The following is a 25,847-nucleotide window of genomic DNA, read 5'->3' on the forward strand; positions in this document are numbered from 1 at the left end:
GCTACACAGGAAATTCCACCACCCTCTACCATACTCTAGCTTGCCAGTTTTGGATGCAGTTCCCAGGTTGAGCCCGGGGCTTTCACATCCAACTTAACAAACCACCTACGCGCGCTTTACGCCCAGTAATTCCGATTAACGCTTGCACCCTCTGTATTACCGCGGCTGCTGGCACAGAGTTAGCCGGTGCTTATTCTGTCGGTAACGTCAAAATACTCACGTATTAGGTAAGTACCCTTCCTCCCAACTTAAAGTGCTTCACAATCCGAAGACCTTCTTCACACACGCGGCATGGCTGGATCAGGCTTTCGCCCATTGTCCAATATTCCCCACTGCTGCCTCCCGTAGGAGTCTGGACCGTGTCTCAGTTCCAGTGTGACTGATCATCCTCTCAGACCAGTTACGGATCGCAGCCTTGGTGAGCCATTACCTCACCAACTAGCTAATCCGACCTAGGCTCATCTGATAGCGTGAGGTCCGAAGATCCCCCACTTTCTCCCGTAGGACGTATGCGGTATTAGCGCCCGTTTCCGGACGTTATCCCCCACTACCAGGCAGATTCCTAGGCATTACTCACCCGTCCGCCGCTCGCCACCAGGTACAAGTACCCGTGCTGCCGCTCGACTTGCATGTGTTAGGCCTGCCGCCAGCGTTCAATCTGAGCCATGATCAAACTCTTCAGTTCAAACATCTTTGGGTTTTGAGAAAACCCTAAACTTGGCTCAGCAATCGTTGGTTACATCTTTGATTTCTCGCGGAGTAACTTGTGATGCTGATAATCTTTTTGACTATCAGTCTGACTCCACAAGCACCCACACGAATTGCTTGATTCAGTTGTTAAAGAGCGGTTGGTTAAGATCTTTCGTCTCAACCGAGGCGCGCATTCTACAGCAGCCTCATTTACTGTCAAGCGATTTTTTAAGAAGTTTTTGAAGATTTCCTCAACAACTTCAACCACTTGCGCTTTCGATCTCTCGTTAGCGGGAGGCGAATTCTACAGCGTTACACGCTGCTGTCAACACCTCTTTTCAACCGCTTTCGACCGAGACGATCGAATCGTTAATAAGGCGAAAACACACTGCCTTACTAACTGCTTCTGGCTTCGATGAACTGAAGCGTAACCGCCGCCGAAAACTGCGTAACTCGTTGAATATCAAGGAGTTTTCCGTTTCGACTGCGCCGGAAGTGGGGCGAATTATAGACCTGTAGAATCTGCCGTCAACCTTTAATTACGTTTTTGTTGCAGACGGTTGTTTTTTAGCCATTAGGCGGGGAATACGGCGCATCACTGCCGGCACTCGCAGCACCAACAGCAGCGCACCTATAGAAGCGTAAACCGCCCATTCCTTCAGATCTGCCCGAACGATCCAGAGCATATGCAGAAGCCCAAGCCCCAGGATGAGATAAACCAGGCGATGCAGCTTTTTCCAACGCGCTCCCAGGCGACGCTGACTGTAGCGATTGGATGTCAGCGCCAATACCAAAAGAAGCACAAACCCCAGGCTTCCAACAAAGATATAGGGCCGCTTGCGCAGCTCCACTCCCAACTGGGACCAGTCCAACCCCAGAATGAATACCCCATAGGCACTCAAGTGCAGCACTACATAGGCAAAGCACCACAGCCCCAGTTGTCGGCGCACGGCTATCCAGCCCGGCCAGCCAGTGAGCTTTTGCATGGGAGTCATGGCCAAGGTAATCAACAGCAGCACCAACGTGCCCAATCCCAGACGATCAACCAGCACCTTGCCTGGATCAGGCCCGAGAACCGAGCCCCAAGCCTCATACAGCCAATACAGTGGCCAGATAGCCGCAGCAATAAAGACTCCAATACGCCAGAACGAATAACGCATCAGTAGTTCTTCCGCAGATCCATGCCGCTATATAAGGAAGCGACCTCTTCCGAGTAGCCATTGAACATCTGTGTTTCCCGCACATTTGGACTGAACAGGCTGCTGGGCAAACGCCGCTCTCGCGCTTGAGTCCATCGAGGATGATCAACTGTAGGGTTCACATTTGCGTAAAAACCATATTCATTGGCAGCAATACTCTGCCAGGTAGTCTTTGGCTGCTCGTCCACCAAGCTGATACGCACAATGGACTTCACACTTTTGAAGCCATATTTCCAGGGAACCACCAGGCGCAATGGCGCACCATTCTGATTGGGCAGCTCACGCCCATACATCCCTACCGCTAGAATCGCCAACGGATTCATCGCCTCATCAAGACGCAAGCCTTCAACATAGGGCCAGTCGATCAAGGCAAAACCGGAACGCTGTCCCGGCATGCTCTTAGGATCCTGCAGCGTTTCAAAACGAATGAACTTGGCCTTGCTGGTTGGCTCCACTTGCTTGAGCAGCGCGGAGATAGGGAAACCTATCCAGGGAATCACCATCGACCACGCCTCGACGCAGCGCAGTCGATAAATACGCTCCTCCAACGAGTAAGGCTTCATGAAGTCTTCAAGGGCATAGCGCCCAGGCTTGGCGACCTCACCGTCCACGACCACACTCCATGGCTCGGTCTTGAGCGCTCCCGCGTTCGCCGCTGGATCACCCTTGTCAGTACCGAACTCATAGAAGTTGTTGTAGTGAGTCGCGTCCTTGAACGGTGTGATCGCCTCATCCTTGACGGTTACGGCTTGCCAATGAGTGCTCGCCAATTTGTCGGAGAACCACGCTGGCGCACGGCCCGGCTCCACATCGGCATAACGCGTCGCATCCTGCGCAGCCGCCCAACGGGGCAAACCGGCGAAGGCCAGGCCTGCTACCGCACCGCCCAGCAAACTGCGTCGTGAGAGATAAAGAGATTCTGGCGTGACATCCGACTCATGGCAGTCAGACGCTTTGGGGAATTTGAATAACATGGCAACTCCGCAGCATTGGAGGACAGATGTACCAATAGACTGCGGAGTATGGAGGAAATTACATCACTCGACGCTTTTGCGACGCCGTAGGTGTAACAGGTACTGGACCGGGCCCGAAGCCGCATAGGCGAGGAACACCAACAGCAGGATGCGTGGTGGATCGCTGAACACCACGGCAAACACCAGCACTACGGCCAGAATCGCCACAAAAGGCACCCGGCCCTTCAGGTCCAGGTCCTTGAAGCTGTTGTACTTGATGTTGCTGACCATCAGCATGCCCGCAGCCGCGACCATCAACGCCACCAGGAACGACATCTTCGATCCCTGAATGCCGTAATCGCTGAAAGCCCAGACGATACCCGCCACCACCCCCGCCGCCGCAGGACTGGCCAGACCGATGAAATATCGCTTGTCGGCGGTTCCCACCTGAGTGTTGAAACGCGCCAGACGCAATGCCGCGCCCGCCACATAGATGAAGGCGACCATCCAGCCAACCTTGCCCATGTCGCCCAAGGCCCAGCCAAAGGCCAGCAATGCCGGGGCAACGCCAAACGCCACCATATCCGACAGCGAATCGTACTCGGCGCCAAAGGCACTCTGGGTATTGGTCATACGGGCTACGCGCCCATCCAGGCCGTCAAGGACCATGGCGACAAAGATCGCAATGGCGGCAAAGGCAAAGTACTTGCTCGCCCCCGCTGTGTCCCCGGCACTCAAGGCGCTCTGGGCACTCATGGAGCTGATGATGGAATAGAACCCCGCGAACAGGTTCGCAGTGGTGAACAGATTCGGCAGAAGATAGATACCACGATGCCGGACTTTACGGCCTTCAGCGTCATGCCCTTCTTCGACATGCTCATCGATCGGTAGCAGGCTTTCGGCGTCAGAGGCCTGGTTTGGCTCTTCGGGACGTTCGCTCATGGACAATACCTTGCAACGGTGTGAAAAGTTTCGACAGATACCCTGGGCCGCGATTGGGCCACAAAGGATCCAGCTTTATACCAGAACCTACCCGTCCAAACGAAAAAACGCGGCCTAGGCCGCGTTTTTCCTGACAAGACTTGAACTTAGTTCTTGGCTTTGTCGACGATCTTGTTGGCACCGATCCACGGCATCATCGAACGCAGTTGCTCACCGATGATCTCGATACCGTGAGCGGCATTGTTACGACGCTTGGCGGTCATCGATGGGTAGCCGGTGGCACCTTCGCTGATGAACATCTTCGCGTATTCGCCGTCCTGGATGCGCTTCAGAGCATTGCGCATGGCCTGACGGGATTCGGCGTTGATGACTTCAGGGCCGGTCACGTACTCGCCGTACTCGGCGTTGTTGGAGATCGAGTAGTTCATGTTGGCGATACCGCCTTCGTACATGAGGTCAACGATCAGTTTCAGTTCGTGCAGGCACTCGAAATAGGCCATTTCCGGCGCGTAGCCAGCTTCAACCAGAGTTTCGAAACCGGCCTTGACCAGTTCAACGGTACCGCCGCACAGAACAGCCTGCTCGCCGAACAGGTCGGTTTCAGTCTCGTCCTTGAAGGTGGTTTCGATGATGCCGGTACGACCGCCGCCCACGCCAGCCGCGTAGGACAGGGCTACGTTCTTGGCGTTGCCGGACGCGTCCTGATAGATAGCGATCAGGTCAGGAATACCGCCGCCCTTGACGAACTCGGAACGTACGGTGTGACCCGGAGCCTTCGGCGCGATCATGATCACGTCGAGGTCGGCACGTGGAACAACCTGGTTGTAGTGGATCGCGAAGCCGTGGGAGAAGGCCAGGGTGGCGCCTTTCTTGATATTCGGCTCGATCTCGTTCTTGTACAGCTGGGACTGGAACTCGTCCGGGGTCAGGATCATGACCAGGTCGGCGCCGGCAACGGCTGCAGCAACGTCGGTCACTTTCAGGCCATGAGCCTCAGCCTTGGCAACGGTAGCGGAACCTTTGCGCAGGCCGACAGTTACGTCAACGCCGGAGTCTTTCAGGTTGCAAGCTTGAGCGTGGCCCTGGGAACCGTAACCGATGATGGCAACTTTCTTGCCCTGGATGATCGACAGGTCGCAGTCTTTATCGTAGAAAACTTTCATGAATTTCCCCTATATCAGGCCGTTCCGGCCATTCGCTAATTTGAGTTAGATGCTCAGTACTTTGTCGCCACGGGCAATCCCGGTGACACCACTGCGTACGGTTTCCAGAATCGACGCGGTGCCGATCGATTGAATGAAGCTGTCGAGCTTGTCGCTGGTACCGGTCAGTTGAACGGTATACACGCTGGCGCTGACATCAACGATCTGCCCACGGTAAATATCGGTAGTGCGCTTGACCTCGGCGCGCTGGGCGCCGGTGGCCTTGATCTTGACCAACATCAGTTCGCGCTCGATGTGAGCACTTTCCGAAAGGTCCACCAGCTTCACCACCTCGATCAACTTGTTCAGGTTCTTGGTGATCTGCTCGATGATCTCATCATGACCAACCGTGGTGAGGGTCAGACGCGACAGGGTCGGGTCTTCGGTCGGTGCCACGGTCAAGCTTTCAATGTTGTAGTTACGCTGCGAGAACAGACCGACTACACGAGACAAAGCGCCCGGTTCGTTTTCCAGAAGCAAGGAAATGATGTGCCGCATGATTAAGTACGCTCCGTCTTGCTCAGCCACATATCGCGCATAGAGCCGTCTTTGATCTGCATCGGATAGACGTGCTCGCTGGTATCGACCTGGATATCGAGGAATACCAGGCGATCCTTCATGGCGAACGCTTCTTCCATCTTCGGCTTCAAATCCTTCAGGTCCGTGATACGCATGCCCACGTGACCGTAGGCCTCGACCAGCTTGACGAAGTCAGGCAGCGATTCCATGTAGGAGTGCGAGTGGCGGCTGCCGTAGCTCATGTCCTGCCATTGGCGCACCATACCCAGCACACCATTGTTCAGGTTGACGATCTTGACCGGCAGACCGTACTGCAGGCAGGTGGACAGTTCCTGGATATTCATCTGGATACTGCCTTCGCCGGTGACACAGGCGACATCATTATCAGGGAAGCTCAACTTGACCCCCATGGCCGCCGGGAAACCGAAGCCCATGGTGCCCAGGCCGCCGGAGTTGATCCAGCGATTGGGCTTGTTGAACTTGTAATACTGCGCCGCGAACATCTGGTGCTGGCCCACGTCAGAGGTGACAAAGGCATCGCCCTTGGTCACTTCACACAGGGTCTCGATCACCGTTTGCGGCTTGATGATGCTGCCGTCGCCCTTGTCGTAAGGGAACAGGCCGCGATCACCACGCCACTCGTCGATCTGCTTCCACCAGCTGGCGACCGTGTCCTTGTTCGGGGTGTCGCCGATTTCCTTGAGTGCCGCGACCATTTCGGTCAGCACGCTCTCCACTGGACCCACGATAGGCACATCGGCCTTGATGGTCTTGGAGATGGAAGCCGGGTCGATGTCCACATGGATGATCTTGGCGTTCGGACAGAACTTCGGCGCACCGTTGATAACCCGGTCGTCGAAACGCGCACCAACGGCCAGGATCACGTCGGCGTGGTGCATGGTCAGGTTGGCGGTGTAGCTGCCGTGCATACCAAGCATGCCGACGAACTGCCGATCGGTACCAGGGTATGCACCCAGGCCCATCAGGGTATTGGTGACTGGCAGATTGAGCATCTTGGCCAGTTCGGTCAGCGGTGCGGAACCGCCGCCCAGGATCACGCCGCCGCCTGCATAGAGCACAGGACGCTTGGCCGCCAGGAGCATTTCTGCCGCCTTGCGGATTTGCCCGGAGTGACCGCGAACAGCTGGGCTGTAGGAGCGCAGCTTGGCTTTCTTGGGAAAAACGTATTCGAACTTTTCAGCCGGGTTGGTCATGTCCTTGGGGATATCGACCACCACCGGACCAGGACGACCGGATTGCGCCAGGTAGAAGGCTTTCTTCATGACTTCCGGGATTTCCGAAGCGTGCTTGATCATGAAGCTGTGCTTCACGATCGGCCGGGAGATACCGATCATGTCGGTTTCCTGGAACGCGTCGGTGCCGACCATGGTGCTAGGCACCTGACCGGAAATGATCACCATTGGAATCGAGTCCATATAGGCGGTGGCAATACCGGTAATGGCATTGGTCGCGCCCGGGCCGGAAGTCACCAGTACCACGCCGGCTTTACCGGTGGCACGGGCATAACCGTCAGCCATATGGGTTGCCGCTTGCTCGTGACGAACCAGGATGTGGGTCACTTCCGGTTCTTTGAACAGGGCATCGTAAACATGAAGGAGAGCACCACCCGGGTACCCGTAGATATATTTGACGCCTTCGTCACGCAAAAAGCGGACGAGCATCTCACCGCCAGATAAAAGCTCCACGTTGTTCACCTCTAAAACGCCAGAATACCGCCCTCAAAAGGGAGCGGGTCTTAATAGGTTTACTTCTCAGCAGAGCATGAGCGACGGTGGTCGCCGACTACGTCAGCACTGACTGAGCAAGTATTGGGAGCGCCCCAAAGTGTTGCGGGGTTTTCCCACCCAGCGCGAGGTAACGCGTTGCGGGTGTAGCACTTCGGCGCGGATGTGCGCCTCATGATCTGCTGAGTGGGTCTGCTTCTGGCAGTCCCTCTACAGCGGACTTTGGATTCTTCTGTTTCGTCCTCTTCAAGTCAAGTCGTCTATGTAGTTAATTCGAACTAAGCGCATGAGAACGCAAGAAAAAACCCAAAAACGACCACAGCCTGCACTTCAATTGCGCAATCTTCGGCAAGCAACTCAGAAATGCGAACCTTGACTTTGGTGTTCGACCTATAGACAGGCACAGGTCAAGGCTGCCGGCAGAACGGCAAGAAGGCGCCAGGAAGAAGGAGGGAGGACGCTGCCAGGCAGCGGGAGGCGACTGCCAGGCGTACCTGGCAGTCGTGGACTCAACGGGTGGCCGCGATGAGCTGATCGAATTCCTTGAGCAGCATTCGCAACTGCAGATCGCGCCCCTGCATCGGGCGAGTGGAGAACACCATTTCGGCCATCTCCTGGATACCGGAGGCATTGGGCAGCGGCAGATCCTGCTCCAGGATCACCTTCATGCGCGGCAGGAAGATCCACTGCAGCCACTGCTCGAAATCCAGCGTATCCACGGCAAAAGGCTGAGTACTGGCCAGAGCCTCGGCACTGGGTGCCACCTCGTCCCACAATCCCTGCACGCGCAACTCACGCTCGATCAGCAGCAACTGCTCGGCGATTCTGGGAAAACGCACATCCATCACAGCGAGACCCGGGCTTTCTGCCGCGCCTGAGCGGCGCCCGCTGCATCACCCTGCTTCTCCCGAGCCTGGGCGATCAACTCCCACAAACTCGCCTGAAGGTCGGGACGACCGTTGGCAAAGCTCAGACCGCGACGGGCAAACTGCTCGGCTTGCGGGGCATCGCCCTGAGCCATGCGCACCTGCGCCAGCCGGTAGAGCACCTGGGGCTCGCGCGGCGCGACACGCTGTGCACGCTCCAGACTGGAGGAGGCACCATTCAAATCACCACTGGATTGCTGCTGCTGAGCCGTGGTCAACAGCGCCAGCACAGGCCCGTCCAACTGTTCATCGGCCGACAGACCACCGGCCCGAGCCGACGGAATCCCGCTCGGCGTCGAAGGCATGTTGTAGGTGCCCTGATTGATCGGTGCCGACTGATAAGCGCCACCCTCCACCGGCCCCGGCGTGATAGGCCCGGACGTCACAGGTCCCGGCGTTATCGGCGAGCTGCTGATCGGTGCCGACGCGGTCGCGCCACCACCTGGGACCATCACCACCACCCCGGAATCTTCCGGGATGGCCTGAGCCTGAGCTTGCGCCGGACGCTTGATGGTCGTCTGGCGAAAGCCGCCGGAAGCGGAAATCCGCTCGCTGTTGGACACGGCAGTACCGGAGTCCACGACGGGAATGGAGCCGCGCTGCACGCTGGCGCAACCATTGAGCAACGCCAGAGCTGTAATAGCTGGAACCCACCACTTGTTCACGTCAAACCCTCATCGCTTAGTTCATCCAGCCCTTGACCCAATCCATCACCGAATCGCTACCTGCCGGGGTTTCACCACCGCAAGAAGCACCGGGAGGCGGTTCGCTGCCGCGAATATACGGCATCTGCACAGCCCCCGGACAGTTGGCATCGGAGCCCTGCCCGGTACGTGAATCGACCCAGGCCTGAACCACGTTGTCCGGCTGCGGCATATCCAGCGGCAGCGGATCGGCCTTGCGCATGAAACTGGTCCAGACCTGCAGGGCGCCCGTGGCACCGGTGAACGGCGTCTTGCCGTTATCATCACGCCCCAACCAGACGACCGCCAACAAATCCTGGCTGAAGCCGGCGAACCAGCTGTCGCGAGAGTCATTACTGGTACCGGTCTTGCCCGCCAGCGCCAGGGTCTTGGGCAACACGTTGTACACCGAGCTGCCCGTGCCTTCGCGCATCACGCGCTGCATCGCGCTCTGAATCAGGTAGATCGAACCGGCATCGAAGCGCTGCTGGATCTGGAACGGATAACGCTTGAGCGGTTCGCCCTCGGCCGTCAACACACTGCGGATCCCGCGCATCGGCGTATTGAAGCCGCCGTTGGCCAGGGTCTGGTACATGGTCGCCACTTCCATCGGGCTCAGGCCACCGGCACCGAGCAGCATCGACGGAAACGCCGGGAACTCGCGGGTCACGCCCAAGCGCCCAAGGGTTTTCAGAACGTTGGGCACCCCCACTTCCAGACCGAGCCGGGCAGTGGACAAGTTGTAGGAATGAGCCAGCCCCTGGTACAGGAAAACCGTGCCATGCGAACGTCGATCGTAGTTCTGCGGCTTCCATACCTGGCCATCGGCGCCTTTCACCGAAAACGCCTCATCGGAGAGCCAACTGGTCAGGGTGTACTGGCTGGGTTTCTCCAGGGCCGTCAGGTAAACCGCCGGCTTGATCAATGAGCCGATCGGACGCACCGCGTCCAATGCCCGGTTGAAGCCGGCGAAACTGGCTTGTCGACTGCCGATCATGGCTTGAACCTCGCCGGTTTCCGGATTGGTCACCACCATCGCCGCCTCAACGTCTTCCGCGCCCTTGCGCCCGGCCAGGCGCTTGAAGGTGTCGTTGACCGAGGCTTCCGCCTTCATCTGCAGGATTGGATCGAAACTGGTGAAGATTCGCAGGCCTTCCTCGGTCAAGTCTTCGTCGCGGTAGTCTTCACGCAACTGGCGCTTGACCAGATCCAGGAAACCGGGGAACGAGCTGTCCGCCAGGCTGCCGCGCTTGGTCACGCCAAGCGGCATCTTCTTCGCCGCTTCCACCTGCTCGGGTGTCGCCACGCCCTGCTGCGCCAGCAAATCGAGCACCAGATTGCGCCGCTCCAGGGCACGCTCCGGGTAACGACGCGGGTTGTAGTAGGAAGGCCCCTTGACCATGCCCACCAGCAGCGCCACCTGATGCAACTTGAGCTCGGACAGCGGCTGGCTGAAGAAGAATTGACTGGCCAGACCGAAACCGTGCACCGCACGCTGACCGTCCTGACCGACAAACACCTCGTTGAGATAGGCCTCGAGAATCTCCCGCTTGTCGTAATGCAGCTCCAGCAACAGCGCCATCATCGCTTCGTTGAGCTTGCGCGACAGGCTGCGTTCGTTGGTCAGGAAGAAATTCTTCACCAACTGCTGAGTCAGGGTACTACCGCCCTGACGCATCTGACCCGACGAGGTATTGACCCAGATCGCGCGGGCAATCGACTTCGGCGACACGCCAAAGTGCGAGTAGAAATCACGGTCTTCCACCGCCACCAGGGTTTCCAGCAGATAGGGCGGTACCTGGTCGATCTTGATCAGGATTCGATCTTCAAGGTTTTTCGGGTACAGGCCACCGATCAGCAACGGCTCCAGCCGGACCACCGCCAGCTTGGCCCCCTTGCTGCCGGAAAGCTCCGCCACATAGTCGCCAGAGAAACGCACACGGACCGGTTGCGCCTGCTCCAGCCCCTCGTAGAACTGGAAGCCACGGGTGTTCAAGTCGACGGTATTGCCACTGACCGCCGCCGCGCCGGGACCGTTGGCCACACTTTCGCGGCGGTAGCCCAAGGCATCGAGTTCCGTCAGGAAGTCTTCCTTGCTGAGCTTTTGTCCGACGAACAGCTCAAGCGGCCGGGCATACACCTTGGCCGGAATGGTCCAGCGCTTGCCGGAGAACTTTTCCTGCACCACGGCATCGAGGTAAACCGCAAAGCCGGCGAGCACCACCAGACCAACCAGGCTGAGCTTGAGCGCCCAGCCCAGCCAGGGGCGCAGGCCACCAGAGGGAGTTTTTTTAGCGGAACGGGGGGATCGGGTACGAGTCATGGCGGCGGATTATACGCACTTTATTCATCCTCAACATGCGCCACCCGAGGTTTGCGTTACCCCTGCCAACCGCCATAATGACGCCCTCGATTTTCCCGACTCTGAAGGATCGCCTGTGAGCCAGTCACTGATCGCCGCCCTGCAAAACCCCGCTCTGTATCCTCATCCCGTTGAAGGGTTTCAGGTCATCGAAACCCACATCTCCTGGGTACTGCTCACCGGCCCCTTTGCTTATAAAGTGAAGAAGCCGGTCAATTTCGGCTTCCTCGACTTCACCAGCCTCGAGTCCCGCGAGCACTTCTGTGGCGAAGAGCTGCGCCTGAACCAGCGTCTGACCCAGGACCTGTACCTGGAAGTCCTGCCGATCACCGGCAGCGCCGAAGCCCCGGAGCTGGGCGGCAGCGGTCCGGTCATCGAATACGCCCTGAAAATGCGCCAGTTCCCACAAAGCCAGCTGCTCAGCACCTTGCAGGCCAACAGCGAACTGACCACAGCGCACATTGACGAAATGGCGCAACAGATCGCCCAATTCCATCTCAGCGCCCCGAAAGTCCCGGCAGCACACGAAGCCGGCACACCAGAAAGCGTGATGGCCCCCGTGCGCCAGAATTTCGAACAGATCCGTCCGTTTCTCAGCGACAAGGCCGACCTGCTGCAACTGGAAGCCCTGGAAGCCTGGGCGGAAACCAGCTTCGAGCGCCTCAAGCCGCTGCTGGCGCAACGCAAGAGCGAAGGCTTCATCCGTGAGTGCCACGGTGATATCCACCTGGGCAACGCCACCCTGATCGATGGCAAGGTGGTGATCTTCGACTGCATCGAATTCAACGAGCCCTTCCGCTTCACCGATGTCTATGCCGACACCGGCTTCCTCGCCATGGACCTGGAAGACCGCGGCCTGAAAAGCCTGGCACGGCGCTTCATCAGCCAGTACCTGGAACTGACCGGCGACTACCAAGGCCTGGAACTGCTCAATTTCTACAAAGCCTATCGCGCCCTGGTGCGGGCCAAGGTCAGCCTGTTCAGCCTGCCTGCCGAGGCCACTCCCGTGCAGCGCGCCACCACCCTGCGTCAATACCGCAACTACGCCAATCTGGCGGAAAGCTACAGCACCATTCCATCGCGTTTCCTGGCCATTACCTCGGGCGTCTCGGCGGTGGGCAAAAGCGGTGTGGCCATGCGTCTGGTGGAAGCCCTGGGCGCCGTCCGCCTGCGCTCCGACGTCGAGCGCAAGCGTCTGTTCGGCGAGCAGCAGGTACCCAACGATCCCCACGCCGGCATCTACAGCACTGAGGCCAGCAGCGCCACCTATGCGCGCCTGCATGAAATCGCCGAAACCATCCTGCGCGCCGGCTTCCCGGTGGTGATCGATGCCACCTACCTCAAGCGCGCCCAGCGGGATGCCGCGGCCAAGGTCGCCGAAGCCACCGGCACGCCTTGCCTGATCATCGACTGCAATGCGCCAGATGCCGTGATTGCGAGCTGGCTGGCGCAACGCCAGGCCGATCGGAACGATCCGTCCGATGCGACCCTTGAGGTGATTGCGACCCAGCAAGCCACTCGCGAGGCCCTGACCGACGAAGAACTGCTGCGCAGCAAGCGCATTGAAACCAACGAAAGCGGCAGCCTGGATGCCCTGGTTGCCAACATCCGCCAGCGTCTGCCTGGCCTGTAAGCACTAATTTCAGCCGTGAAGTGCAAAGACTTCACGGCTGAAAAACAGTGGCACTATACTGGCGTCATAAATCCAACACTGGTGACGTCGCCATGAGCCAACCGAAACTTCTGGATACTCCGCTTTACGCCCTGCTGCATAAAGACGACATCGTCGGCTTCAACCGCGAGCGTCCAAAGGATCACCCCATCGACATGCGCGGCGGCGACTTCCGCGGCCTCGACCTGCGACAGCTGAACGCCCAGGGCATCGACTTCACTGACGCCTACTTCCGTTCCGCCGATCTGCGCGGCCTGGACCTGCGCAATGCCACCATGGAAGGCGCCAGCCTGGCCCACGCACAGATCTCCGGCGCATACTTCCCGGTCGAACTGACAGCCGATGAAATCCTCATGTCGGTCAACTTCGGCACCCGACTGCGCTACAACACCCGCTAAAGTCTCCTGCGATCGTTCTGTCCGGCGCCCTGCTGTGCGCCGGGCTGTGGATCATCCCCTCTGTTTCCCTCCCCCCCCGCGCAAGGTCCGCATTCACCTGCCCGTCGCGCCTTGACCGCCCTGCCTTAGAAGCATTTGCGCCAAACCCGACCAACGAACAGCGCATTTTCTGCTGAGCGCTACACTCCTGTGAGGCTGCCCACTCACCATTCGGCCATCGCCAGGAGGCTTAATGAATGATGAACTGCAACACCTGAAGAACCTTGGCAAGACATCGGCACAGTGGCTGCATGCAGTGGGCATCCACAGCGCATCGGACCTGCGCCGCCTGGGCGCGGTGGACGCATACAGGGCTGTGCGCACCCGGGGTTTTCGGGCCTCGAAAGTGCTGCTGTACGCCATCGAAGGCGCGTTGATGGACATGCACTGGAACGAGCTTCCGGCCGAACGCAAGGAGGCGCTGAACAAGCAATTGGACGCCATATCCTCGCGTCACAAGAACTGACTGGCAGAACCTTATGTATCTGATGGGGGAACAACCGGCCTACGCCGATGCCTTGATCAACCGACTGCAAAGTATCCCGGCCCAGTTGCTGGAGGGCCTTTCTCCCTGCGGCGCAACGCTGGAAATTGAACCTGCGGCGGATCTGTCGGGACTCTTGCCCGAACATCAGTTGTTCCTGCTGGACAGGGGCGTGATCCAGGCCAGCGTTGAACAGCGTCCGCTGTTCTACCTGCATGAAGGTGACCTGGTAGGGCTACGTCGAGGCATCGAGCACCCGCAGTGCCAACTGAGCTGCGATGTGCCACTGAGCCTGACGCCCTATCTGCGGACCGAGGTGTTCCGTCATATCTACGCTGACGAACAGCGCTCGGAATGGCTGCTGCAGTACCTGATCGGCCAGACTGCCCTGCTCTGCGATGCCATAGCCCGCCTGAAGCCGCCGGAGTTGCGCAGCAACAACGGCTTCAAGCGGGTGGAGCCGGGAGAAGTACTGATTACCCAAGGGGATGACGCCGATCACGTGTTCGTGATTCTCGAAGGCCATGCCGAAGCCTTTGTCGACGGGCACAAAGTGGGCGACGTGCCCAAGGATGAAATCTTCGGCGCCATGGCGGTCTTCACCGGAGAAAAGCGCAGTGCCAGCGTCATTGCAAATGAACCAAGCACGATCATGCTGATCCCCAAGGAGCACTTTCTCAGCCTGACCCAGAGCAATCCGCGCATTGCCCACAGCCTGATCGAAAGCATGGCCCGCCGCATTGACCTGCTGAACAAGGAAGTGACCCGCCTCATGGCCTTGAACAGCCAGGTCCAGGGATAGCCTCACCGAGAATCCAAACGAGCGTTTGACAAAAATGCGCAGGAACTGGAAAAGCCTGGTTGACTTCGAAATGAGAATCGTTATGATTATCACAACTGGTCGCGAGATCAGTCGATAACCTGGAAGACCAGTGGTTCGGACTCTCAGATTATCTCCTCATCAGGCTAATCACGGTTATTTGACCCGGCTCTTGCCGGGTCTTTTTTTGCCCGTGAAACAGTACCGCCGATCAGGGCTTCAGTTGCGCGCAATAATCCTTGGCTGGCTGAGGCGGTGTGTACCAGACATAGTCCGCCGCGGCAGCGGGCACCCTGCTCCCCCGCTCCGCCAGGAGCAACACCACGACTGGCCGGCTCTGGTCCAGATCAGCCATGTGCAGGGGCACCCCAAGGTCACGGCGAGCATGAAAGGCCCCCGCCAGCAACATGGCCGGCACCGGCGCCGCCAGCAATCGCTCGGCCATGCGCCGATCCCGTTGCTGCTGCACCGCCAACATCGCCGGCACCTGGGTCTCCGGCAGCAAGCCACAGTGGGACTGACGAATCTGCTCCGACAACGCCTGGGTCACGGACAAGGCATTGCTCTGCATGCCGCCGAGAACCGGCGCCTGGGTATAGACCCGGCGTATTTCCTGACGATCCAGATTGGCTGCCAACAAGGGATAAGGCTGTCTCAGAGCATAGCCCACCACCGGCCCATACAGCCCCCAATCCCAACCCGGTTGCCAGGCCAACGCCTTGATCAAGTCATCAGGCAAGCGCTGCCCGGCCGCCTCACGCTTGACCTCATCGACGCGGAGCTGCTGATCGGGATTGAGCATTTCCAGCAACAGGCTGCCCTGAGGGCGTTCCATGGCCAGCGAGCGCAACAGCCAGAGTTGCAAAACGTGATGATCGGCATTGTCGTGCTGCTCGCCGACGATCAGCCGGGGCGCTTGCGCCAGGCGCTCGACCAATTCCTCCGGACTCAGCGCCTGCCCCGTGCGCAGATCTAGGATGCTGCCCGGGTCCGGCACCACGGGCGGCGGCACTGGCTCCGGGCTGCCGTGACAGGCCGCGAGCAACAGGGCTGACAGCACAAGCGGCAGTCTACGCATCAAGGTTCTCCGGGTGACGGGTCAACGGGCAATGATCAGCGGGTGCCCACGCTCAGGGTGTTTCTGTACCAGAACCTCCAGGCCAAAGACCGCCTTCAGCGGCTCGGGTCGCAGCACTTCGGCCGGCACGCCCAGGGAATGGGGGTGCCCGCCCTCCAGCAGCAACACCCGATCACAGTAACGCGCCGCCAGATTCAGGTCATGGAGAATGATCAGCACCGCAACGCCCCGATCGGCAAATGCCCGGATGGCCTGCAAGGTGACGTGCTGGTGCAACGGGTCGAGGGCCGAAGTCGGTTCGTCCAGCAGCAAATGATGCCCGGCCTGTCCTGGCCACAATTGCGCCAGGACCCGCGCCAGGTGCACCCGCTGGCGTTCGCCCCCCGACAACGCCAGGTAGCTGCGCCCTCGCAGATGAGCCACATCGGCGGCCTCCAGGGCAGCGTCGACGATCTGTGCATCCTGCGCACGGCCGCTGTGATGGGGCAGGCGTCCCAGCGCCACCACTTCCTCGACCCGAAAGGCAAAATCCAGACTCGACGCCTGGGGCAATACCGCCAGACGTTGCGCCCGTGCCGCCCCCTGCCATTGCGCCATCTCCCGTTCATCCAGCAACACCCGTCCCTGATGCGCCGTCAGCTCGCCGCTCAAGGCCCCAAGCAGGCTGCTTTTACCGGCACCATTGGGGCCCAGCACCCCCAGCACTTGCCCGGGCAGCAGCTGCAGATCGATCCCCACCAGCACCTCTTTGCCCCCGCGCCGCACATGCAGGTTCTCGACTCGCAACATCAGGCACGCCCTCGCAGCAAGAGGTAGAGAAAGAACGGTGCGCCGATAAAGGCGGTGACGATGCCAATGGGCAACTCGGCCGGTGCCAGCGCCAGGCGCGCCACCAGATCGGCCAGCAGCAACAGACTGGCCCCCGCCAGAATCGATGCCGGAAGCAGGGTTCGGTGATCCGGTCCCGACAACAGACGCACCAGATGGGGCACCACCAGGCCAACGAAACCGATCATGCCTGCCGCAGCCACCGCGGCCCCCACGCCCAGGGCGGTGCAGAACACCAGCTCCCGCTTGAGCCCTTCGACATCAATGCCCAGGTGCCTGGCTTCCGATTCGCCCAGCAGCAGCGCATTCAACGCCTTGGCCCTGCGAGGCAACCACAGGGCCACCAGCACCGTCACCAGCAGCAACGGCCACAGGCGCTGATAACTGGCACCGTTGAGACTGCCGAGGTTCCAGAAGGTCAAGGTACGCAAGGTCGAGTCATCGGCCAGGTAGGTGAACAAGCCCACCGCCGAACTGGCCAGGGCGGTCAGGGCGATCCCCGCCAGCAGCATGGTCGCCACGTGAGTCTGGCCATTGCGCCGGCCCAGGCGATAGACCAGTGCCGTTACCCCGAGCCCGCCGAGAAAGGCACAGAGCGAGAGCAGGTAGGGCGCAACAGATTCCGGCACGCCGCCGAACATCGAGCCGCCGACAATGGCGATCGCCGCCCCCAACGCCGCCCCACTGGATACACCTACCAATCCGGGATCGGCCAAGGGGTTGCGAAACAGCCCCTGCATGGCCACGCCGGACAGCGCCAGCACCCCGCCTACCGCCAGACCGAGCAGGGTCCGTGGCAAGCGGATCTGTCCAAGGATCAACTCTGCCTGCTCCAGCCCCTGCCCATCGATGGGTAGCCCGAGCAGGCGCAAGGCAGCACGCAAGGTATCGATCAAGGGCAGGCTGACCGGCCCCAGCGCCAGGGACAGCCAGATCGCCAATACACACAGGGCGCCAAGCCCGAGAAACAGCGTTCGAGGTTTGACCAGGCGGTTCATGGGGCCGGCTTGGCCTGAGGATAGAAGGCCGCTGCCAGGCGTTTCAGACTATCCGGCAGACGCGGCCCCAGGCCGCCCACCAGCAAGGTCGGATCCAGCTCCACCACCCGCCCCGCCTTGGCCGCGGCAGTGGAGGCCAACACCGGACTTTCCTTGAACAACGCAACGCGGGCCGCATCGCCACTCAGGCTGCGGTCGGAGAACACCAGCACCTGAGGATTCAGTCCCGCCAGGGATTCCGCCGAAAACGGCTTGTAACCGCTATGGGTCGCCAGGTTGCGCGCGCCGGCCTGTTGCAACAGCCAGTCCGCGGCCGTGTCCTTGCCGGCGATCAGCGGCTTGCCTCCCGCGTGCCCCAGTAGCAACAGCACTCCAGGCGCCGCCTGCTGCTCCTGCACTCGTGCGATCCAGGCCCGCTGCTGTTCAAGACGTTGCTGATAGGTGCTGAACAATTGCCCGGCCTGATCCTCGCGCCCCAGGAGTTGCCCCAACTGACGCAGGGTGCGCTGCAGGGTCGGCAGGTCGGCCTGAGCAGAAAACAGCTCGACCTTGACCCCGGCACTGCGAATCTGCGCCAGCACCGGCGGCGGACCCATTTCTTCAGTACCCACCAGAATATCCGGGCGCAGACTGAGAATGCCTTCCGCCGACAGCTGCCGTTGATAGCCGATGCTCGGCAAGGCCTTGAGCGACTCCGGGTGCTGGCTGGTGGTATCGACCCCTACCAGCTTCGGCTCCGCCCCCAGGGCCGCTACCCACTCGGACAAGGCGCCCCCGGCACTGACCCAACGCTGCGGCAACTCCTCGGCGGCGGCCCACGGGCTCACCAGCAGTGCGACCCAGAACGCGAGGGCGCTGGCACTCAGGCGCATAAGTAGATTTCCTTTGATAGCAGTGAGGCCCGCGAAGCGACTGTCCATGTGACATGCCAGACAGAGCTGGCATCGAAAGGAGCAAGCACGCCGTGCCGGGCGAGGCGGCCATTTGATAATTGTTTTCATTTAGCCGTCAAGCGCCGACATGTTTCATCCTGGCGTCGGCCAAGAACTGTGACAGCCCGGGCCCAGAGCCTTAGGACCAAGAGGATAGCCATGAAATTTCTTTGCGCCGGGACTGAGCTGGCCGAGGCCGGCAGCCGCGGTTTCCAGTTAGAGGGCTTGAAGCTGTTTGCCGTGCGTCGAGCAGGCCAGGCTTACGTTTATGCCAACCGCTGCCCGCACCGCGGCGTTCCCCTGGAGTGGCAGCCCGAGCAGTTTCTCGACCCCAGCGCCAGCCTGATCCAGTGCGCCACCCATGGCGCACTGTTTCTGATTGAAAGCGGCGAATGCGTGGCCGGCCCTTGCGCCGGCCAGTTTCTGCAGGCCATCGGCTGCCGGGAAGACAGCCAGGGTATCTGGGTCGATATCTAGCCCTGCAACCGCACGTCCAGGCGCCGGTCGATACAGACTTCCTGCGCGGTCAGGCGCACGCCGTACGCCAGTACCTCGACACCGGCCGCCACCGCTTCACGCAATGCGGCGGCATAACCCGGATCAATCTCCTCGGCCGGACGCACGGCTTCGATGCCCGACAGATTGACGCAGTACAGCAACACCGCCCGTACCCCCTCCCGGGCCTGGCTCGCCAGCTCACGCAAGTGCTTGGCACCGCGCTGGGTCACCGCATCGGGAAACGCCGCCACTGGCGAACCGTCGAATCCCAGGGTGACACTCTTGACCTCGACATAGGCCGGGCCATGAGGGTAATCCAGACGAAAGTCGATGCGGCTGTTCTCCTGCCCATAGGGCACCTCGCGCTTAAGGCCGGTAAAGCCCTGCAACTCGCTGATCAGCCCGGCGCGCAGCGCTTCCTCGACCAGCCCATTGGCCCGTCCGGTATTGACGCAGGCCAGTCGCCCCTGCGGGGTTTCACTGATTTCCCAAGTTCCCGGCAGCTTGCGCTTGGGATCATTGGAGCGGCTGAACCACACCTGCCCGCCCTCGACCATGCAATTGAACATCGAGCCGGTATTGGGACAGTGGATGGTCAGCAACTCGCCGGTTGCGGTTTCGATGTCCGCCAGGAAACGCTTGTAGCGCCGCAACAGACGCCCTTCCTCCAGGGCCGGATCGAAGCGCATCAGCCTTGCCAGCTCTGCAGGCCGCGGGCGATGCGCGCCACGGCTTCTTGCAGGCGCGCCAGGTTCTGGGTGTAGGCAAAGCGCACATGGTGACCGGCCTGATGACGTCCAAAATCCAGACCCGGAGTGAAGGCCAGGTGCTCGGTTTCCAGGAAGTGCCGACAGAAGGCAAAGGCATCCCCACCAAAGGCGCTGATGTCGGCGTACAGGTAGAACGCTCCTTCCGGCTCCACGGCAATACCGAAGCCCAGCTCGCGCAAGGCCGGGAGCAGGAAGTCCCGACGGCGTCCGAACTCGGCGCGACGCTCCTCCAGCAGGCTGATGGTTTCCGGCTCGAAACAGGCCAGGGCCGCGTACTGGGCCATGCTGGGTGCACTGATGTAGAGGTTCTGCGCCAGCTTCTCCAACTCGCCCACCGCCGCCGGTGGTGCCACCAGCCACCCCAGGCGCCAGCCGGTCATGCCGAAATACTTGGAAAAACTGTTCAGCACAAACGCACTGTCATCGACTTCCAGAACACTGGCCGCGTCCGTGCCGTAGGTCAGGCCGTGATAGATCTCATCCACCACCAGATGCCCATTGCGCGCCTTGATCGCCGCGGACAGGCCCGCCAGCTCATCGCGACTGAGAATGGTCCCGGTGGGGTTCGCCGGAGACGCCACCAGGGCTCCGACACTGTCCTGGTCCCAATAGCGCTCCACCAGATCCGGCGTCAGTTGATAACGCACGTCCGGACCTACCGGCACCAGTTGCGCGGCGCCTTCCACCAGGCGCAAAAAATGCCGGTTGCACGGATAACCCGGGTCTGCCAGCAGCCAGTGCTTGCCCGGGTCGACCAACAGGCTGCTGGCCAGCAACAGGGCGCCGGAGCCTCCGGGGGTGATCATGATCCGCTCGGGGTCGATATCCAGGCCATAACGCTGCTGGTAGAACCCGGAGATGGCCCCGCGCAGCTCGGGAATGCCCCGGGCCGCGGTGTAGCGGGTCTTGCCGGCACTCAGCGCGGCCTGCCCGGCCTTGATGATCGGTTCGGCGGTGGTGAAGTCCGGCTCGCCGATCTCCAGGTGAATCACATCGTGTCCCGCCGCTTGCAGCTCATTGGCGCGAGCCAGCAGGGCCATGACATGGAAAGGTTCGATAGCGCGACTGCGCGCACTGTAGGGCAGAGCCATTAGCCTTCCTTCATTACAAGGTGGGGAAGCAAAAAGTCCGATTCTACCCATCCAGAGAAGCCAGGGAGAACCCGGAGCCGTTCACGCGGTCTGCTACCTTAGCCAACCGGCGCCAACAGAACCCGCAGATTTGACTAAAATCAATGATTGAACGAACCGTTCAACAGGCCGTGTCAGACTTTTCCCGTATCCATGAGCGATACACGACATAGGCTCGACAACCGGGAGTAGCGCGCTCTGGTTTGATCTGGTAAGTTCGCCCGCTTGCAGCCGCAGGGCCGGCAAGTGTCGGAGATGGAGCAATCCTGCGCAATGGATTACAAGAGTAGAGGCGGTCCATTCATGCCCACCCAAGCAAAGCAACAGATTCAATCGATCAGCGGTTTTGAACCTTATGTTGAAACTGCGGGCGAAGAGTACATGGGCAAGCCCATGCGCGAACACTTCACCAAGATCCTGAACAAGTGGAAACAGGACTTGATGCAGGAAGTCGACCGCACTGTTGATCACATGAAAGACGAAGCGGCCAACTTCCCCGATCCGGCTGACCGTGCCAGCCAGGAAGAAGAGTTCAGCCTTGAACTGCGCGCCCGTGATCGCGAGCGCAAGTTGATCAAGAAGATCGACAAGACCCTGCAACTGATCGAAGACGAAGAATACGGCTGGTGCGAATCCTGCGGCGTCGAGATTGGCATTCGCCGTCTGGAAGCCCGCCCAACCGCCGACATGTGCGTCGACTGCAAGACCCTGGCGGAAATCAAGGAAAAACAGGTCGGCAAATAATCGCCGACTGAACCTGAAACGGAGCGTACCCACGCTCCGTTTTCGTTTCCGCCGCTCCCTGCAGGAGCGAGCCCGCTCGCGAAAGCGCTCCCCCCCGAAGACATCGTCGCCCGGGGGCCAGACGAAGTAACATCCGCTCCATGACTGCCTGCACATCCTCCTTGTACATCGGGCGCTTCGCCCCCACCCCCAGTGGCTACCTGCACTTCGGTTCGCTGGTGGCGGCCCTGGCGTCCTACCTGGATGCCCGCGCCGTCGGCGGCCGCTGGCTGGTGCGCATGGAAGACCTCGACCCGCCCCGGGAAGAGCCCGGCGCCCAGGCGGCGATCCTCAAGGCCCTGGAAAGCTACGGCTTCGAATGGGACGGCGACATGGTCCGTCAGAGCGAGCGCCACGCGGCCTATGCCGAGGTTCTCAATCGCTTGTTCAACCAGGGCCTGGCCTATGCCTGCACCTGCTCACGCAAACAGCTGGAGCCCTACCATGGCATCTACCCGGGCCTGTGTCGCAACCTCGGCCATGCCCGGGAGCATGCAGCGATCCGCCTGCGCGTGCCGGAGCTGGAGTACCGCTTCACCGACCGGGTCCAGGGCGAGTACCACCAGCACCTGGGCCGGGATGTGGGGGACTTCGTGATCCAGCGCCGGGATGGCCTCTATGCTTATCAATTGGCCGTGGTGCTGGATGATGCGTGGCAAGGCGTCACCGACATCGTCCGCGGTTCGGACCTGCTGGACTCCACACCGCGTCAGTTGTACCTGCAGGAGTTGCTGGGGCTGTCCCAGCCGCGCTACCTGCATGTGCCACTGATCACTCAGCCGGACGGCCACAAACTGGGCAAGTCCTACCGCTCGCCGCCACTGACCGAAGATCAGGCGCCGCCCTTGCTGTTGCGGGCGCTGCGGGCCCTGGGGCAGAAACCGCCAAGCGAACTGGCCGATGCCAGCGTGGCCGAGATCATGCGCTGGGGCATCGCGCACTGGGATGCCAGCTTGATTCCTCGCACGCCGAGCCTGCCGGAAGCGCAATTGAGCTGACGCCCCTTGCAGCCTGGCGCCCATCCGTTACCATCGCCGCACGTTTTCGGGCACGTACACAATAATAGAGAGGCCGAGATGTACATCTATCGCTTGGTCCTGCTCCTGGTAGTGGGGATCTATCTGTTTTCCCCCGCCATCATGGATTGGTGGATCGATGCTACAGGCGCCTGGTATCGCCCGTATCTGCTCTGGCTGATTCTGATCGTCGTGACCTTCATCCTGCAGAGCCAAAAAGATGCCGATGAGCTTTAGCCTGACCCAGATGATCCTGATCAGCGCCGCCTACTTGCTGGTGCTGTTCGGGGTGGCCTGGATCAGTGAGCGCGGCATGATTCCGCGCTCGATCATTCGCCACCCGTTGACCTACACCCTGTCGCTGGGGGTCTATGCCAGCGCCTGGGCTTTCTACGGCACAGTGGGCCTGGCCTATCAATACGGCTACGGCTTTCTCTCCAGCTACCTGGGGGTGTCCGGAGCCTTCCTGCTGGCGCCGGTGCTGCTCTATCCGATCCTCAAGATCACTCGCACCTACCAGCTGTCATCCCTGGCGGATCTGTTCGCCTTCCGTTTTCGCAGCACCTGGGCCGGCGCCCTGACCACCATCTTCATGCTGGTGGGGGTCCTGCCCCTGCTGGCCCTGCAGATCCAGGCGGTGGCCGACTCCATCGGCATCCTCACCCATGAGCCGGTGCAGCACCGCGTGGCGCTGAGCTTCTGCGCGCTGATCACCCTGTTCACGATTTTCTTCGGCTCCCGGCACATCGCGACCCGGGAAAAACACGAAGGCCTGGTGTTCGCCATCGCCTTTGAATCGGTGATCAAACTGATCGCCATCGGCGGCGTCGGCCTCTATGCGTTGTACGGGGTTTTCGATGGGCCGCAACAGCTGGAGCTCTGGCTGCTGCAGAACCAGACCGCCCTCGCTGCGCTGCATACGCCCCTGCAAGAAGGTCCATGGCGCACTCTGCTGCTGGTGTTCTTCGCCTCGGCCATCGTCATGCCGCACATGTACCACATGACCTTTACCGAAAACCTCAACCCCCGCGCCCTGGTCAGCGCCAGTTGGGGCCTGCCGCTGTTCCTGCTGCTGATGAGCCTGGCGGTGCCGCTGATTCTCTGGGCCGGACTCAAACTCGGCGCCACCACCAATCCGGAATACTTCACCCTGGGCATCGGCATTGCCGCCAACAGCCCGGCCCTGGCCCTGCTGGCCTATGTCGGTGGCCTTTCCGCAGCCAGCGGCCTGATCATCGTCACCACCCTGGCCTTGTCGGGGATGGCCCTGAACCACCTGGTGCTGCCGCTCTATCAGCCGCCGGCGGAAGGCAACATCTATCGCTGGCTGAAATGGACCCGCCGCGCCCTGATCGTCGCCATCATCATGGCCGGCTATGCCTTCTATCTGCTGCTGGGGGCCGAGCAGGACCTGGCCAATCTGGGAATCGTCGCCTTCGTCGCCACCCTGCAATTTCTGCCGGGCGTGCTGTCGGTGCTGTACTGGCCGACCGCCAACCGGCGTGGTTTCATCGCCGGGCTACTGGCCGGGATCCTGGTGTGGCTGGTGACCATGCTGCTGCCGTTGATCGGCAACCTGCAGGGGTTCTATATCCCGCTGCTGAACATGATCTACGTCCTCGACGACACCAGCTGGCACATGGCAGCCATCGCTTCGCTGGCCGCCAACGTGCTGATGTTCACCCTGATCTCGCTGTTCACCAACGCCAGCAGCGAGGAAGCCAGCGCCGCCGAAGCCTGCGCCGTGGACAACGTGCGGCGCCCGCAACGACGGGAACTGCATGCCGCCTCGCCCCAGGAATTCGCCACCCAACTGGCCAAGCCGCTGGGAGCCAAGGCCGCACAAAAGGAAGTGGAACAGGCCCTGCGCGACCTCTACCTGCCCTTCGACGAGCGTCGGCCTTACGCCTTGCGGCGCCTGCGGGACCGCATCGAAGCCAACCTCTCTGGGCTGATGGGACCAAGTGTTGCCCAGGACATGGTAGAGACCTTCCTGCCCTACAAGGCCGGCGGAGAAAACTACGTCACCGAGGACATCCACTTCATCGAAAGCCGGCTGGAGGACTATCACTCGCGCCTGACCGGCCTGGCAGCCGAACTCGATGCCCTGCGTCGCTACCACCGGCAAACCCTGCAGGAACTGCCGATGGGTGTCTGCTCCCTGGCCAAGGACCAAGAAATCCTGATGTGGAACAAGGCCATGGAGGAGCTGACCGGCATTCCTGCGCAACACGTGGTGGGGTCGCGCCTGAGCACCATCGCCAACCCATGGAAGGATTTGCTGCAAGGTTTCATCAATCTGCCGGACGAACACTTGCACAAGCAGCACCTGGCCCTCGATGGCCAGACCCGCTGGCTGAACCTGCACAAGGCGGCCATCGACGAGCCCCTGGCCCCGGGCAACAGCGGCCTGGTGCTGCTGGTGGAAGACCTCACCGAAACCCAGACCCTGGAAGACAAACTGGTGCACTCCGAGCGCCTGGCCAGCATCGGGCGCCTGGCCGCCGGGGTCGCTCACGAGATCGGCAACCCGATCACCGGCATTGCCTGCCTGGCGCAGAACCTGCGGGAAGAGCGCGAGGAGGACGGCGAACTGACGGAGATCAGCGAGCAGATTCTCGAACAGACCAAACGCATCTCGCGCATCGTGCAGTCGTTGATGAGCTTCGCCCACGCCGGCAGCCACCAGCACAATGACGAAGCCGTGTGCCTGGCCGAAGTCGCTCAGGACGCCATTGGCCTGCTGGCCCTGAACCGACGCAATTTCGAAGTGCAGTTCTTCAATCTGTGCGATCCCGACCACTGGGTCGATGGCGATCCTCAGCGCCTCGCCCAGGTGCTGATCAACCTGCTTTCCAACGCCCGCGACGCCTCCCCTCCCGGCAGCGCGGTACGCGTCAAGAGCGAGGCTTTCGAGCACACGGTCGACCTGATCGTGGAGGACGAAGGCAGCGGCATTCCCAAGAACATCATGGACCGGTTGTTCGAACCGTTTTTCACCACCAAGGACCCTGGAGAAGGCACCGGACTGGGCCTTGCACTGGTCTATTCCATCGTTGAAGAGCATTATGGACAAATCACCATCGACAGCCCGGCCGATCTACAAAGCCAGCGCGGCACCCGTATCCGGGTGACCTTGCCGCGTCATGTCGAAGCGACGTCCGCTGTGAACTGAGACCG

At 60.6% G+C, this 25,847-nt stretch carries 24 protein-coding genes and 1 rRNA gene (1 of these 25 cut by a window edge); 9 read left to right on the forward strand and 16 right to left on the reverse strand.

Annotated features, from left to right (window positions below; all coding sequences use genetic code 11):
* From POS17_RS25750 to mrcB, 10 genes are all read right to left on the reverse strand, one after another.
* Positions 1 to 685, reverse strand: a 16S ribosomal RNA gene (locus POS17_RS25750) (it extends 854 nt beyond the left edge of the window).
* 544 nt (positions 686 to 1,229) lie between these two features.
* Complete coding sequence (gene msrQ, locus POS17_RS25755) at positions 1,230 to 1,850, reverse strand: protein-methionine-sulfoxide reductase heme-binding subunit MsrQ (RefSeq protein ID WP_060841110.1); 621 nt, start codon at positions 1,848 to 1,850, stop codon at positions 1,230 to 1,232.
* Positions 1,850 to 2,863 (reverse strand): protein-methionine-sulfoxide reductase catalytic subunit MsrP, encoded by a 1,014-nt coding sequence (gene msrP / locus POS17_RS25760; RefSeq protein WP_060841111.1) that lies wholly within the window; start codon positions 2,861 to 2,863, stop codon positions 1,850 to 1,852. Before msrP ends, msrQ begins: the two co-directional genes overlap by 1 nt.
* A 63-nt stretch (positions 2,864 to 2,926) precedes the next feature.
* A complete protein-coding gene (gene pssA / locus POS17_RS25765) occupies positions 2,927 to 3,784 on the reverse strand; it encodes a CDP-diacylglycerol--serine O-phosphatidyltransferase (RefSeq protein ID WP_060841112.1) in 858 nt (285 codons plus the stop codon).
* Between the two features lie 146 nt (positions 3,785 to 3,930).
* The gene (gene ilvC / locus POS17_RS25770; RefSeq protein ID WP_007959661.1) at positions 3,931 to 4,947 is read right to left on the reverse strand and encodes a ketol-acid reductoisomerase; all 1,017 of its coding nucleotides are present in this window, start codon (positions 4,945 to 4,947) and stop codon (positions 3,931 to 3,933) included.
* 45 nt (positions 4,948 to 4,992) lie between these two features.
* Entirely contained in the window at positions 4,993 to 5,484 is a 492-nt protein-coding gene (gene ilvN, locus POS17_RS25775; RefSeq protein WP_016964842.1) for an acetolactate synthase small subunit, read from the reverse strand.
* A gap of 2 nt (positions 5,485 to 5,486) precedes the next feature.
* Positions 5,487 to 7,211, reverse strand: a complete 1,725-nt coding sequence (locus tag POS17_RS25780) for an acetolactate synthase 3 large subunit (protein ID WP_060842015.1) — start codon at positions 7,209 to 7,211, stop codon at positions 5,487 to 5,489.
* A gap of 548 nt (positions 7,212 to 7,759) precedes the next feature.
* Positions 7,760 to 8,095 (reverse strand): YqcC family protein, encoded by a 336-nt coding sequence (locus tag POS17_RS25785; RefSeq protein WP_060841113.1) that lies wholly within the window; start codon positions 8,093 to 8,095, stop codon positions 7,760 to 7,762.
* Complete coding sequence (locus tag POS17_RS25790; protein ID WP_047289227.1) at positions 8,095 to 8,841, reverse strand: tetratricopeptide repeat protein; 747 nt, start codon at positions 8,839 to 8,841, stop codon at positions 8,095 to 8,097. Before POS17_RS25790 ends, POS17_RS25785 begins: the two co-directional genes overlap by 1 nt.
* A gap of 16 nt (positions 8,842 to 8,857) precedes the next feature.
* Positions 8,858 to 11,182 carry a penicillin-binding protein 1B gene (mrcB, locus tag POS17_RS25795; protein WP_060841114.1) on the reverse strand — a complete coding sequence of 775 codons (2,325 nt, stop codon included), beginning with the start codon at positions 11,180 to 11,182 and terminating at the stop codon, positions 8,858 to 8,860.
* Positions 11,183 to 11,297: 115 nt separating this feature from the next.
* Here mrcB and POS17_RS25800 point away from each other — a divergent pair, with 115 nt between their 5' ends.
* From POS17_RS25800 to POS17_RS25815, 4 genes are all read left to right on the forward strand, one after another.
* A complete protein-coding gene (locus tag POS17_RS25800; protein WP_060841115.1) occupies positions 11,298 to 12,854 on the forward strand; it encodes a bifunctional aminoglycoside phosphotransferase/ATP-binding protein in 1,557 nt (518 codons plus the stop codon).
* A gap of 92 nt (positions 12,855 to 12,946) precedes the next feature.
* Complete coding sequence (locus POS17_RS25805) at positions 12,947 to 13,291, forward strand: pentapeptide repeat-containing protein (protein ID WP_060841116.1); 345 nt, start codon at positions 12,947 to 12,949, stop codon at positions 13,289 to 13,291.
* 232 nt (positions 13,292 to 13,523) lie between these two features.
* Positions 13,524 to 13,796, forward strand: a complete 273-nt coding sequence (locus POS17_RS25810) for a TfoX/Sxy family protein (protein ID WP_016964849.1) — start codon at positions 13,524 to 13,526, stop codon at positions 13,794 to 13,796.
* 13 nt (positions 13,797 to 13,809) lie between these two features.
* The gene (locus tag POS17_RS25815; protein ID WP_060841117.1) at positions 13,810 to 14,616 is read left to right on the forward strand and encodes a Crp/Fnr family transcriptional regulator; all 807 of its coding nucleotides are present in this window, start codon (positions 13,810 to 13,812) and stop codon (positions 14,614 to 14,616) included.
* 229 nt (positions 14,617 to 14,845) lie between these two features.
* Here the strand turns inward: POS17_RS25815 and POS17_RS25820 are convergent, their stop codons facing one another.
* From POS17_RS25820 to POS17_RS25835, 4 genes are read right to left on the reverse strand one after another with little or no spacing between them, the layout of a single operon-like run.
* A complete protein-coding gene (locus POS17_RS25820) occupies positions 14,846 to 15,712 on the reverse strand; it encodes a ChaN family lipoprotein (RefSeq protein ID WP_060841118.1) in 867 nt (288 codons plus the stop codon).
* A gap of 21 nt (positions 15,713 to 15,733) precedes the next feature.
* Positions 15,734 to 16,501 carry a heme ABC transporter ATP-binding protein gene (locus POS17_RS25825; RefSeq protein ID WP_060841119.1) on the reverse strand — a complete coding sequence of 256 codons (768 nt, stop codon included), beginning with the start codon at positions 16,499 to 16,501 and terminating at the stop codon, positions 15,734 to 15,736.
* Positions 16,501 to 17,538, reverse strand: coding sequence for a FecCD family ABC transporter permease (locus POS17_RS25830; RefSeq protein ID WP_060841120.1), 1,038 nt, complete (start codon positions 17,536 to 17,538; stop codon positions 16,501 to 16,503). Before POS17_RS25830 ends, POS17_RS25825 begins: the two co-directional genes overlap by 1 nt.
* On the reverse strand, positions 17,535 to 18,410 hold the full coding sequence (locus tag POS17_RS25835; protein ID WP_060841121.1) for a heme/hemin ABC transporter substrate-binding protein: 876 nt from the start codon (positions 18,408 to 18,410) through the stop codon (positions 17,535 to 17,537). Before POS17_RS25835 ends, POS17_RS25830 begins: the two co-directional genes overlap by 4 nt.
* Positions 18,411 to 18,629: 219 nt before the next feature.
* Here POS17_RS25835 and POS17_RS25840 point away from each other — a divergent pair, with 219 nt between their 5' ends.
* Positions 18,630 to 18,947, forward strand: a complete 318-nt coding sequence (locus POS17_RS25840) for a Rieske (2Fe-2S) protein (protein WP_060841122.1) — start codon at positions 18,630 to 18,632, stop codon at positions 18,945 to 18,947.
* Here the strand turns inward: POS17_RS25840 and sfsA are convergent.
* Positions 18,944 to 19,657, reverse strand: a complete 714-nt coding sequence (sfsA, locus tag POS17_RS25845) for a DNA/RNA nuclease SfsA (protein ID WP_060841123.1) — start codon at positions 19,655 to 19,657, stop codon at positions 18,944 to 18,946. The two genes, POS17_RS25840 and sfsA, sit on opposite strands and share 4 nt — an antisense overlap.
* Positions 19,657 to 20,829, reverse strand: coding sequence for a pyridoxal phosphate-dependent aminotransferase (locus POS17_RS25850; RefSeq protein ID WP_060841124.1), 1,173 nt, complete (start codon positions 20,827 to 20,829; stop codon positions 19,657 to 19,659). Before POS17_RS25850 ends, sfsA begins: the two co-directional genes overlap by 1 nt.
* 342 nt (positions 20,830 to 21,171) lie before the next feature.
* On the opposite strand from POS17_RS25850, the gene dksA reads away from it, so the two are divergent.
* The 4 genes from dksA (at position 21,172) to POS17_RS25865 (ending at position 25,842) form a co-directional block, all read left to right on the forward strand.
* Complete coding sequence (dksA, locus tag POS17_RS25855) at positions 21,172 to 21,612, forward strand: RNA polymerase-binding protein DksA (RefSeq protein ID WP_011063504.1); 441 nt, start codon at positions 21,172 to 21,174, stop codon at positions 21,610 to 21,612.
* A gap of 140 nt (positions 21,613 to 21,752) precedes the next feature.
* Entirely contained in the window at positions 21,753 to 22,649 is an 897-nt protein-coding gene (gene gluQRS, locus POS17_RS25860; protein ID WP_060841125.1) for a tRNA glutamyl-Q(34) synthetase GluQRS, read from the forward strand.
* Between the two features lie 78 nt (positions 22,650 to 22,727).
* Complete coding sequence (locus tag POS17_RS31975; RefSeq protein WP_003176118.1) at positions 22,728 to 22,904, forward strand: hypothetical protein; 177 nt, start codon at positions 22,728 to 22,730, stop codon at positions 22,902 to 22,904.
* Entirely contained in the window at positions 22,888 to 25,842 is a 2,955-nt protein-coding gene (locus POS17_RS25865) for a sensor histidine kinase (protein ID WP_161799193.1), read from the forward strand. Before POS17_RS31975 ends, POS17_RS25865 begins: the two co-directional genes overlap by 17 nt.
* Positions 25,843 to 25,847 lie beyond the last annotated feature (5 nt).

The organism is Pseudomonas sp. Os17 (genome assembly GCF_001547895.1).
Classification (GTDB): domain Bacteria; phylum Pseudomonadota; class Gammaproteobacteria; order Pseudomonadales; family Pseudomonadaceae; genus Aquipseudomonas.